An 11946-nucleotide genomic window follows, 5' to 3' on the forward strand; every position below is an offset into this window, starting at 1 on the left:
CCTTCCGTCCAAATATTTTTCAACATTCATCACAGCCTTTACGAGGTGTGTAGCAGACTAGGACATCTGTTTTTATGGAAACTAACTCCGAATTTTTTTGTGTTTATTAACATGCAACCTTATTCTATTTCAAACCCATCAAGCAAAGCCCGCACTTCATCCGTCGACTTTGTGGTCATGAGTTGATTTCGTAATTCAGCAGCTCCACGGAAACCTTTGACATAGATTTTGAAGAAGCGGTGAAGCCCTGATAAGGATCGCGGCACTTCTTCGGCATATTGATCTTGGAGATCAAGCTGCAGTCTTAGGAGGTCAAGGTATTCTTTGCTCGTATGCTCCCTTGGCTCTTTTTCAAAAGCGAATGGATTCTTGAAGATGCCTCGCCCAATCATGACGCCATCGATTCCATATTTTTCAGCAAGCTCTAGCCCAACTTGACGGTCTGGAATATCTCCATTGATGGTTATGAGTGTATCTGGTGCGATGCGGTCGCGTAGTTTTTTGATTTCCGGAATGAGCTCCCAATGTGCCGGTACTTCGCTCATTTCTTTTCTTGTACGCAAATGGATGGAAAGGTTCGCAATATCCTGTTTCAAAATATGCCCGAGCCACTCCTCCCACTCATCTACTTCCGTAAAGCCAAGTCGTGTTTTAACGCTGACAGGCAGACCGCCCGCTTTTGCCGCTTGAATGAGCTCTGCCGCTATGTCCGGACGCAGGATAAGTCCGCTCCCCTTTCCTCTTGTTGCGACGTTCGGTACAGGGCAGCCCATATTGATATCGATGCCTTTAAATCCAAGCTCCGCCATGCCAACGCTCATCTGACGGAAATACTCTGGGTTATCGCCCCAAATATGTGCCACAATCGGCTGTTCATCCTCTGTAAAAGTCAAACGGCCACGCACACTTTTGATTCCTTCTGGATGACAATAGCTATCCGAGTTTGTAAACTCTGTGAAAAATACATCCGGCCGTCCGGCTTCACTCACAACGTGACGGAACACTACATCTGTCACATCCTCCATCGGTGCCAGTACAAAAAACGGTCGCGGCAGGTCACGCCAAAAATTTCCTTTCATGTCAAACTCAATTCCTCTCTATTGGTACAACTCTAATTATTGGTCAAAAATTATTCTTTTACTTTTATATCATGCTTCGTTACTTATTATCAAACACAACTTGGACATTTATCATTTGTGCAAAAGGACAATGTTTATTTTAACGAAAATCGGTCCTGAATGGTATTTTTATCAACAAAAAAGAGATGGAAAATGATTCAATATAAAAAAACCTGCAATCGTTAATCTCTTAACTTTTACAGGAATCTATTTAGTAGTAAGGGCTGCCCATGAAAATGTACGCTCACGCCCTCCTCAACCTAAAATAATACATCCAGCTCCGCGCAATGAATGTCCCAAACATCATGATACACAAGAAAAACATAATCGTATTCTTATTAAGTACAGTCGACCCTTCCTCAATACTTAACATATAGCCTATGTTCATGCTGACAATAAAGAGATACAAAAGGACAAGAGGCAAAAATAGCATGGTATAGGAAAAGGCAACTTTCCTGGCATGTTTGAGCTTATGGGTTTTGTCGCTGTACATCGTTGGTGCTGTTTCACCTTCTTCGTATGGCTTGCTCCAGATGGTCCATTTTTGCAGGGCTGATCCCGAGCGGTACTCATCCATCCAGCCTGCCTGTCTATGAATCTCGAAATAGCTGTCGTTCGAGAGGTTTTGGTAGTCTGCACTGAACTTGATCTTTTGCGGTTCACCCTTTTGGAAGTAAAAGATAGTGCCTAGCTTGTGTACACGGTGGAGGCGGTTTCCTTCTGCTGCCATTCTCTCCAGCCATTGCTCGAGTTTATCCGGGGAGTACATCCATCCGAACTTATAGCGCTTGATGAGGAGGCCTTCGCGTTTTAGTTGTTTTTCTTCTGCTTTGGTAAGGTTTTTCTTTAGCGATGAATGATGCCCTGTAAAAGATGCTTGATTCTCGGCCGATAGGGCTTTATTTGTATTCATTATCTTCAGGACGGAATAGACCATGAAAATATAGAAGGCGGTTGCCAGTGCCGCGACGATATAGGTGATGATCCAGTAGGGGCTCTCCACGACTTTCACTTCGCCATCCGAGAAAAAGTCGGTGGAGAATACGGCCACATTCACGAGCGCTGCACATGTAAAGTAGATGAGTAGGGCAATGAATGTGTACATGATATAGTTATTTCGCTTGATGATGCCATCGCGACTGGTGCTTGCGGTCACTTCTGCCCGTGGTCTTTCGTTTGCGATCACATACCACTTGCCGCTTTGGGTGACTTTTTCCCAGCCCTCTTTGCGCAATGTTTGGGAAAGGGTTGTGGTCTGGATTTTATCATAGCCTATCCGGTATGTAACGTCCTTCGCTTCTCCCTTGATAAAAGTGAAACCCCGCTTGAATCGGTGCAACTCCTGAAGATGGTAGCCTGCCTTTGCCTGCTCGGTAAGCCATTGCTCTGTCTTCTGCACATCGTAGCTCCATAATGGTTTGATGTGAGTTTTCATAAAAATTCCCCCTCGTACTTCAATGCATTTCCGTGAAGCTCCTTCAGCCTCTCGATTTCTGAGGTAATCAAAGCCTTGCCGCTATCGGTGATCTCATACACCGTCTTCCGCTCCGCATCCGCAAACACCGTGATGACTCCATCCTTCTGCATTTTTGTGAGCGTTCCGTAGATCGTGCCCGAGCCCAAACGGATTCGGCCATTGGAGATCTCCTCCACATGCTTGATGATCCCATAGCCATGCCGAGGCTCCGTCAATGACAGCAAAATGTAGAATGCCGTTTCTGTCATGGGTATGTATTTTTTTATCACTTTTGAAAGATCCAATCCTGTCACCTCTTCTTTTCTAATACATCGCGGTAAGATATGTCATGATATGACTATATCACGACGCGACATATAAAAGCAACAAATTTTGGAAATGCCCTCTTGTCCTATATCTTTTCTAGCAAAGAAACAAGGGGACGGTTCTCCGCTAATTGAAGCAGAGAACCGTCCCCTTGTTTTTTATTCCCGTTGCTTAACGGGAATCCATATCTCGGTTTTCACAGATTGTGAGGTTAAGTCTTTCGTTTTGATGGAAAGGATCTCAGGTCCTTCCGCTATCTGATAGGTGGAGTATGGAAACCATTCTGCATAGATCCTGCCCCAAGTATCCTGCAGCTTACTAGGAAAAGGTCCTGTTGATTCAAATACCGCCCAGGTCAAGGCAGGCACCTCAAGCTTTGTAAAGCACTCAGGGCATTCCTGTGTTGTTGCCACTCCTATATACTGATCAAGCTCTCCCTTTTCTTCCATACGCCCTTCAGAAAAGTTTGTAGAAGCTTGAATCATCCCAAGTGGCTCCGCATTAGAGATTTTTTTCAGTCGGTCTATGCTGTCCATACTCAAGGATTTCCACATTGCTGTTATCTCCGGGTTGTCCCCTTCAAATATGATAGGCACCCTTTTCATGATGCCAACTATGTTGAATGCTTCTTTTTGTTCGATTCTGTAGTCCATTTCATCTCCCCCTCTAATCGATAATTGAAAGGTCATAGATGGATATGTCTTCAGCTGCTGTCCATTGTTTCTGGCTTCTGATGGGGTGACACCATGTAGATGGTAAAAAGCCCTGGTGAACGAATCGGGTGAGCTGTAGCCATATTTTATCGCCACATCGATTATCTTCATCCTGCTATTTGTAAGCTCCAATGCCGCCAAGCTGATTCGTCTACGGCGGATGTATTCTGATAATGTAATGCCTGCAAGGAAAGAAAACATTCTCTTAAAATGATACTCCGAACAATGAGCGATCCTTGCCACCTCTTTGAAGTCTATCTCTTCTGTAAGATTATCCTCGATATACCTCATGGCATCATTCATGCTTTTAAGCAAATCCATTTTATGACCTCCTTTCATCATTAGAATAACAGGGTCTGAGGATAACCTTCCGACTTAATGTGCACAAAATTGTCGGTTCCATCTGAACTCTTATCTATTAAAGCTTGCTTCCCAGATTTCGGTCAATTGTTTTTCCTTTCTGATGAAGCTTTTCCTTAATAAAAGTCACGCCAATCAAGCCAAAAATTGAGAAGATTACTGGAGTGAGGAAACCGTAGTAGTATCCATCACTTAAACTGCCTGAAGTTGACTGAAAATGATCCAATATATATCCAATAATGCTTGGCAGCAATACTGCACTTAAAAATCCACCCGTATTCGCAAACCCGGTAACAATGCCCGTTTCTGTTATAGGAAAAGATTGACGAACGGCTGCAAAGGTTAAGGAATTTGATCCAAAACCAAAACCGATGATAAAGAAAAGTATAATCAGTAAGTATAATGGTGGATGCTCATTAAATAAAAGAAAGATAGTCCAACTCAATAACACCGTGATATGAAAAACAATATATGGACGTTTAATGGTTCCTAAACAACTTGAAATCCATCCAATTAGAGGTGCCCCGATAAGTGCTCCAATAAGACTGATCATCATAAGCTGACTTGCTTCCAAGCGAGTCATTCCATACACATCCATTGCATATGGCACTGCCCACGAACCGATAAATCCGATATACCCTCCGACAATCCCAAAGTGACAAAAGAATAATGCCCATGCCTGCCGATTTGTAAGTGTTCTTCGTAGTATAACCGATGTTTTTTCATGTTGTATTTTATTTGTTACAAATGACGATTGTTTTGATTTCTTTACGAGTACAAAATAAAGGAAAATACTACATAAACATAACATCACTCCAGCACAGAGAAATGCTCCCCTCCAACCCAGTAGGATAATCAATACGGAAAAAGGAACTGTTGCCATAAGGAATCCTAGGCTTCCTGTCATTCCTGCAAAGTCGATCAATCGGGTAAATTCTTTTTTATTAAACCATTGGCTTAATATCAACACCATATTTACCCAGATAGTAGCATCCCCTATACCCGTCAGCATTCTGGCAAAAAATAGGACGAATTCATGTGTACCAAGACTATAAATGATTGTACCTATACCTGTAATGGCGGCACCTATAATGAGGAGAAAATTAGGCCCATATCGGTCAGCCAACATACCCATCGGAATTTGTAACCCGGTATAAATAAAGAATTGGATACTTGTCACCAACCCAACCGTTGCTGCTGTTACACTAAAATCCGCCATTAATTGGTCAGTAATCAATCCCGGAGCAGTTCGTTGGCTCGACATAATTAAATATGTAAACAATACAGAAGTAAATATAACCCACCTGAATTTACTATTTTGTTTGTCCAATAATATCTACTCCTGTTAGCTTTTACCCTATATATATGGGTTTAATGTAACAGTAGAAATAGTATTTAAAAAGAAGTAAAAGCAGGCAGACCGTAAATCCCTTCCCTGTGTTGTGTCCCACTAATGAAAAAAAATAAGAGAGATGAATCCAGGTAAACAACTTCCTGACTTTTCATCTCTCTTATTTTAAAAACCATCTGGTCCGCATCCTCAGATTCCGTTATTTTCCCCAAAAGACCTTCGCTTCCTCTTCTAACTTCTTTAATCTTTGATAGTAATCAGGAAACTCATTCAGATGTGCAAGTGCTATTTTCCCAGTAAGCAGTGGGTCATCACCTGTTACATTGGTTTGCGGAGATCTTTTTCCATGTTCAAGCTCTGTATTGACACCTCGCAAAAATTCATCAAGTGAAAATGGGCTAGTTGAAAAATCAATTCCCAGCAACAAGGCAATCGCTTTAGCCTCTTCCAAGCTGAAACTGCTTATCACTCTGCTGTTCGTTGACTGATAAGGTCTTACTGTGTATGGGGAATAATAATATCGATATGGATAGTACATCAGTTTCCCTCCAATTAAGCTAGTTAAAGGTACTATATGATGCTTTTTGGGCAGGTGTTCTAACCAAGAATGGACTTTTTTAATGTAAGTACTGCAAAACACACAACAACCGGACCATGACAAAGTAAAAATAGTAAAAAGCAGGTGTTAACCATAAGTCCCACCTGCGTTCCTTGTATGCTGTTAGTGTTCAAATTTCTCTAAAGTAACATCAATAATAATAAGGATACGGATACGGTGGATACGGTGGATAGTAGTATGGATACGGATATGGTCTTGGAGTCAATAATGCTCCTGCTGCCAATCCTGTTATAAATGGAAGACCAAATCCCACACCTCCAAACCCAAAGCCTGGACGGCCAAAGCCAAGACCCGGACGGAAACCAAAGCCTGAACCAAATCCCCCTAAACCAAAGCCTGGCCGACCTATTCCTATTCTACGCACCTGACGAAAATCACCATGATTTATATTCACTTTTGGATGCACCCCTTAACGTTTCTCCATATCATCCTATTCAATGGACATACGTCTATAAACTTGTACCCAGTAAGATGTGCGTTTGCCTAGTGATTTATCGCACCTTTGACCATGGCCCTCTTTTCATCCCTTATTTGTTTGGCATCATGTACAAGTCAAGAAAGTATATTTACAAAGTATTATAAAAATAGGGGAACTTCAAGAAATATTAGATGGCCAATTGGGTGATAAACAACGGATATAATGACAATCAACTATCTGATAATTGAAAAATAAAATAAAGAGGCCCTAAAAAGGGTCTCTATCCAATTATTTAACAATTTTCATTTTTATCTTTGTGTAGAGGCGGAGGTATAAGCCATCCTTTTTCTTTGTTTAACCTTAATACTTTGGCTCCAAGCTGTGCTTTCTGTAAATGGAATTGTCCGAACATCATTGCAATGTCTTCTCGGATACTTTGTCCCATATTTGTGCTGCACGCTACTAACCCAGAAGCGATATTTGCTGCAAGAGCTGCTGCGATTGCGTTATCTGCCATGCGGGCTCCTACTGGTATATCATCCAAGCAGGCATGTGGTGGTTCAGGAGGGGTTGGTGGTAACCCAATTCCATTTTCCTTTAGGAGACCCTCAATTTGCTTTATTTCAGCCTGTCCACCTTCGATACTTTCTACCAGAAGTTTTTTTAGATCTTCATCCCCTGCATGGTTAAGTTGTACTTGGTAACCACCGATGGTCCCTTTTGCTGTTAATAGATAGTTCCATGTTCCAAATACTTCACCATAATGCATTGGTTCATCTTGTGGATTGCCACTTAAAATACCCATAAATATCCTCCTTAAAGTCATATTGTGCCACCTTTCTAAATTGTACGCACAAAAATTAACATGCCCAAAACCACATAGATGTATTGTACTGGATGACTTTAATAATTACTGGAAAAATTTAGAGGGTCATTTGAAAGAGTCACATTAGGAATTAAATACAAATTGGAAAGCATTAGAACCATACAGGAAAATTTTTCTGGTATATTAAGCGGTCAGGAGATAATGTAGAAGAAAGCGATATATAATTTTACACCCTCATGTTAATTTTCATCAAAAAAGCAGGTGATTATCCTTATCGGTCACCTGCTTTTTTCCTATCCAGTTTGTTATCATCATATCTACTTCAAATGTATCTACTTAAAAAGGGGCAACTTTAATATATCCACTACCAAAAAATTAAGATTCAACAACCCTTGCCACTTCATGCCCGCACTTTTGGCACTTCCCTTTTAAAACGATTCCAAATTGATCGTCTTCAATCGTAAAGCTCTCAATCGTAACGGCATCTTTACAATGCCCGCAAAAAACATTTTTTGTTATCTTACCTCTAATCTCTTTAGGAATGGAGAGCCATTTTTTATTTGCATCCATGAAAAAACACCCCGCTTCATTCGATTTTCCATTAAGTATACAGAACCGGTTAAAGGGGTTCAAGCAAAGTTACTGCTTCGACTTCTTGAATGTGATCGCAAACAATTCTTTGATGTATTGGTGTTTATAAGTTTTATACATGGTGCTTATTCCAAAGGAGCTCTTTTTCTCTAGTTAAGTACAAAACTTCACAAATTTCCCCTTGAAACAAAAAAATGAGCCATGAAAACGACTCATTTTAAATCTTTCCAGATTAATTTTCATTTTATCAACTCATTCTAAGATAACCTACTTACTATACATCTACATTTTTTTGACCATTTTCATTCTTTTCAACTTTTAGAATAGCCAGGCTCATCCAAATGATGCCGGCTCCCCATGCAAGTGGAGATAAAAAGATTGGTGATGGAACAAAAAACAAAAGTGGAAACACCGCCACCAAAATCGAACTCGTAACGGGCAATACCTTGGCAATTATCGAGCTGATACCATAGTAAATCCAAGATAAAAATAGAATCATAATAGCAATCATCATCGTGGTATCCGCTTGAGCAGGGAGCGATTCAACAAAATCGGGTACATGGGATTTTAATATTGGTTCAAAAAATGCTTCAAACCATTTTAGGCATGCAAAAAGCAAAGTCCCTGTAAATGCAGCAATAAAGCTTACAATAGTATTTATGCTCGCCCTCTTTTGGTAGGAATAAATAAAAGTACCTACTAAACCCAACATAATTAATAGTGCAGAAAGAAACTCCAACCCTGCCGTTAAATCAATCTTAGTCATATCCTTTTGGTGGAAAAATTCATTCCAAACCATGGTCACGATTTGCAACAACCCACCTATCATGAAAGCGATCGCCAGCCATTTCAGCTCACTTTTTTTCATTGAAATCACCTCCTAGTTTATGAGTAACACATCCCTTATATATATGTTTTTAATTGTAAAAAATATAACTCAGCCTAAAAAAGATCAAGGGGACGGTTCTCTGCTTTCGAAACAGAGAACCGTCCCCTTGACTCAGTGTAGTATGCGGGTACATTTTCATAAGGCTTTTCGCTTTTGATTCATTAGAATAGTTGTGCCTTCCTACCAGGAAATCTCCTTTCGATCCCTAAAAAATAGGCCTGTTCGTCCAACTTCCCCAGTTGCCAGCCATACCGCTGTATCTGCTCCCTCTTCAACCGAACGGGGAGCACTTGATCCACCCATATCCGTGCGAACCCAGCCTGGACACATGGAATTTACCATTACTCCACTATCCCGTAATGCATCCGCTAATTGAATCGTTAAGACATTCAAAGCAGTTTTGGAGAGGGAATAAGCAGGATCCCACCCACCTAAATCCTCGATGGCCCCCATTCCACTGGATACGTTCACGATTCTGCCAGCCTCACTCTTTTTGAGTAATGGTGCCAAAAGCTGTGATAACCTAAGTGGACCATAAACATTTGTTTCCATCGTTTTTCGAACCGTATCTAAATCAATGTCAAGAATACTATTTTTATCATCCAAAAAGATTCCGGCATTATTGATGAGTATATTAAGCGCTCCAAACTGTTCCTTTACATCGCGGGGAAGCATTTGAATACTCTCTTCATTTGTCACGTCCAGAGCATGAAAATGTACATCCAGACCTTCCGTTTTTAATTGGCTGTAAGCCGCTTCCCCTTTTTCTTCATTTCGTGCCGTCATGATGACCTTTACTCCAAGCTGTCCGAGCTGCCTGGAGATCTCTAGACCAATTCCTCTATTCGCACCAGTTACAATAGCTGTTTTTGGGTTCAATATATTCTCAACCTCCACTGTTTAATCAATGAAAATAGTTTACTATGCCATGCATGGAGTACGGGCTTTGACCTTATTCAATAGATTGCGTTCAGGGGTCCGATAAATTTAGTGGTGTAATAACATCAGGGAGAAAACAGCTTCCACTGCCCTTCAGATACAACTTCGACCGCTCCATCGATCACCTTGATGGCGGTTTGATCATCCATCGCATACGCCGGCCCTTGCATCTCTTCTGCCCATTTCTCTGCAGCCGCCATCGTGTTATGCGGCAGCATCGGGTGCTCCAGATGCGGAAACATGGCAAAATCGACCAGACCCAGTGCTTTATCCTCGCCGCCCGGTGGAGTCCAGCCAACGAAAAACTCCCCGATTTCAGGTGCCATCACCATGCTGCCAGCACTCATTCCGACATAGACTGAGCTCAAGCCCGGCAAGAGGTCTGCCAATCCGGACTGCCGCATCCAGTGGGACAGGTAGAGTGCGTCGCCGCCCGCCACCAGCAGGACGTCCGTCTCCTGGACCAGCGGCACCCAGCGCTCCTTGTCGATGCTTGGCAACGCAGTGAGCTCAAGCACGCCGACTGACTTCCAGCCCAAGTCGACCATCGGATTCTCGGAATTGCCGCTGATGAACTCCCAGGCATTGACGCCGGGACCGACCCATGGGTGTCCGTACAACGCAGTCGGTATGCAAAGGGAGTTAGACTTGGAAATCGGTTTATCCAGCATGTCAACCAACGCGTCATGTATGCTTTTGTTATTCACGCCTGCAGATGTAAGCAGTAGTTTCATAGCCCTCAACTCCTCATCTGATTATTCACTCACTCAAACACTTGCCGCAGTTCGATCTGACCTTCCCCATATCCTTGCGGGTCTGGCATCCGCATGGCCCACTCAATCGCTTCTTCCTTCGATTTCACATCAATCAGAATGAAGCCGGCAATCAATTCGTTCGTGTTCGGGAATGGCCCTTCCGTAACCACTGGTTTTCCCCCTGGTTCCGGGAACGAAAGGCGCATCCCATTTGAAGTAGGATGAAGTCCTTTCGCCATGACCCTTACACCTGCTTGCACTAATTCCTGGTTATACTTCGTCATGGCATCCATGAGTTCAGGGTTTGGGAGGTTGTTGCCTTCCGAATTCTTTGAGGCTTTGACGATTAACATAAATAGCATGATAGGTTCCTCCTTCTTTTTTTAAAATAACTCTTTCACATTGAGCGAAAGAGACAATTATTCTCTCACCTCTGGCCAAGAGCCTTGCTGCTTACGAATCAATACAATTTGTCCTATATGATATGCATTGTGCAATATTTGACGAGCCAGACGCCCGGCAAGTTCCTCATCCAACTGGCTGTCTTTGACTTGAGCGAGTGATTTACGCAGATCTTCGCAAATCCGTCGAGTATCCAACATAAACGCTTCCCACTTTTCAGAATCTGCCGGGTCACCTGATTCTCCAAATGTATCCTCTGCCAAGATTTTATCCCATTTAGAATCTACCGGTTCCCCGATATCTCCAAAAGTAGGCTTATCGTTGGACGCCTCTTTTCCAGTGGTAGTGTCATAGATTTGTCTGACAAGCAGGGCGTTGTAATAGTTCAGATGCTTCACAGTTTGCCAGATTGTATTCCCGCCACCAGGGGGTTGCCAGCTTGCATCTGTGGAATTCAACCCATCAAGCGCCGATTCCAAAGGTGCAAACCAGGTCTCTGTATCCCAACAAAAGTCATATTCCATGCGAATTAAATCCATCAGTTTCAGGTTCATTGATTTCACTCCTGACTTTCAGTTTCGGGACGATTTTCGATGCTGACACTTTCTAACTAGTTATTGGCATTCGACAAAAGTACAATAATTCCTTTTAAGGTATATCAAAAAACGAAGAGGACCTTTCCAACTGGTTCAGAAAGGTCCTGTCTTCTTTATCTGGTTACAAATGAAAAAAATTAAATCATGTAGGGTTATAGATGCAATTTCTGTAGCAATCAAAGAGGAGTAATGTAGGTTTTGAGGGTTTTGGGTGCATCATTCTAATCATTTATTAGTACGGCTTGAAGATGCACCTCTAGTTATTACTTTTACTTTTTAGCATAAAAACTTCTTTTTCAAGTTTGTTTAACTTATTAACGATGAAGTTATCATTGTTGATCCTTGATTCGTTTGTCAATTCACACTGACCTCCAATACCATCAAGCACTGCTTCCACAGCATTAAAACGTTCATTCATTTCAGATTTCATGTTAGCCATGTCTGTTTTTATGACAACCATATCTGACTTCATCTCAGTCATGTCTGCCCTCATGACAACCATATCTGACTTCATCTCAGTCATGTCTGCCTTCATGACAACCATATCTGACTTCATCTCAGTCATGTCTGCCTTCATGACAACCAT

At 42.0% G+C, this 11946-nt stretch carries 15 protein-coding genes; all 15 read right to left on the reverse strand.

Going from position 1 to position 11946, the window contains the following annotated elements:
• Positions 1–119 precede the first annotated feature (119 nt).
• Positions 120–1079: a tRNA dihydrouridine synthase gene (locus JOC95_RS09460; RefSeq protein ID WP_204415459.1), complete on the reverse strand. Its 960-nt coding sequence runs from the start codon at positions 1077–1079 to the stop codon at positions 120–122.
• A gap of 283 nt (positions 1080–1362) precedes the next feature.
• Positions 1363–2553, reverse strand: a complete 1191-nt coding sequence (locus tag JOC95_RS09465) for a DUF2812 domain-containing protein (protein ID WP_204415462.1) — start codon at positions 2551–2553, stop codon at positions 1363–1365.
• Positions 2550–2843, reverse strand: a complete 294-nt coding sequence (locus tag JOC95_RS09470; protein WP_419096234.1) for a PadR family transcriptional regulator — start codon at positions 2841–2843, stop codon at positions 2550–2552. Before JOC95_RS09470 ends, JOC95_RS09465 begins: the two co-directional genes overlap by 4 nt.
• 216 nt (positions 2844–3059) lie before the next feature.
• Positions 3060–3935, reverse strand: a complete 876-nt coding sequence (locus JOC95_RS09475; RefSeq protein ID WP_204415467.1) for an AraC family transcriptional regulator — start codon at positions 3933–3935, stop codon at positions 3060–3062.
• A 97-nt stretch (positions 3936–4032) separates the two neighbouring features.
• Positions 4033–5304, reverse strand: coding sequence for an MFS transporter (locus JOC95_RS09480; protein ID WP_204415469.1), 1272 nt, complete (start codon positions 5302–5304; stop codon positions 4033–4035).
• A 220-nt stretch (positions 5305–5524) separates the two neighbouring features.
• Positions 5525–5863, reverse strand: coding sequence for a DUF5661 family protein (locus tag JOC95_RS09485; RefSeq protein WP_239582801.1), 339 nt, complete (start codon positions 5861–5863; stop codon positions 5525–5527).
• A gap of 211 nt (positions 5864–6074) precedes the next feature.
• Entirely contained in the window at positions 6075–6308 is a 234-nt protein-coding gene (locus JOC95_RS21410; RefSeq protein ID WP_419096233.1) for a spore coat protein, read from the reverse strand.
• A gap of 346 nt (positions 6309–6654) precedes the next feature.
• Positions 6655–7167, reverse strand: coding sequence for a DUF3231 family protein (locus tag JOC95_RS09495; RefSeq protein ID WP_204415473.1), 513 nt, complete (start codon positions 7165–7167; stop codon positions 6655–6657).
• 396 nt (positions 7168–7563) lie between these two features.
• Entirely contained in the window at positions 7564–7758 is a 195-nt protein-coding gene (locus tag JOC95_RS09500; RefSeq protein WP_204415475.1) for a hypothetical protein, read from the reverse strand.
• Between the two features lie 295 nt (positions 7759–8053).
• A complete protein-coding gene (locus tag JOC95_RS09505) occupies positions 8054–8647 on the reverse strand; it encodes a hypothetical protein (protein ID WP_204415477.1) in 594 nt (197 codons plus the stop codon).
• 201 nt (positions 8648–8848) lie between these two features.
• The gene (locus JOC95_RS09510; RefSeq protein WP_204415479.1) at positions 8849–9547 is read right to left on the reverse strand and encodes an SDR family oxidoreductase; all 699 of its coding nucleotides are present in this window, start codon (positions 9545–9547) and stop codon (positions 8849–8851) included.
• A gap of 125 nt (positions 9548–9672) precedes the next feature.
• A complete protein-coding gene (locus JOC95_RS09515; RefSeq protein WP_204415481.1) occupies positions 9673–10341 on the reverse strand; it encodes a Type 1 glutamine amidotransferase-like domain-containing protein in 669 nt (222 codons plus the stop codon).
• A gap of 29 nt (positions 10342–10370) precedes the next feature.
• On the reverse strand, positions 10371–10724 hold the full coding sequence (locus JOC95_RS09520) for a YciI family protein (protein ID WP_204415483.1): 354 nt from the start codon (positions 10722–10724) through the stop codon (positions 10371–10373).
• Positions 10725–10781: 57 nt separating this feature from the next.
• Entirely contained in the window at positions 10782–11318 is a 537-nt protein-coding gene (locus JOC95_RS09525; RefSeq protein WP_204415485.1) for a DinB family protein, read from the reverse strand.
• Positions 11319–11616: 298 nt separating this feature from the next.
• The coding region (locus tag JOC95_RS09530; RefSeq protein ID WP_239582802.1) for a hypothetical protein at positions 11617–11946 on the reverse strand (330 nt) is incomplete at its 5' end.

Origin of the sequence: Sutcliffiella tianshenii (assembly GCF_016908565.1) — a bacterium.
GTDB classification, from domain to species: Bacteria; Bacillota; Bacilli; order Bacillales; family Bacillaceae_I; genus Sutcliffiella_A; species Sutcliffiella_A tianshenii.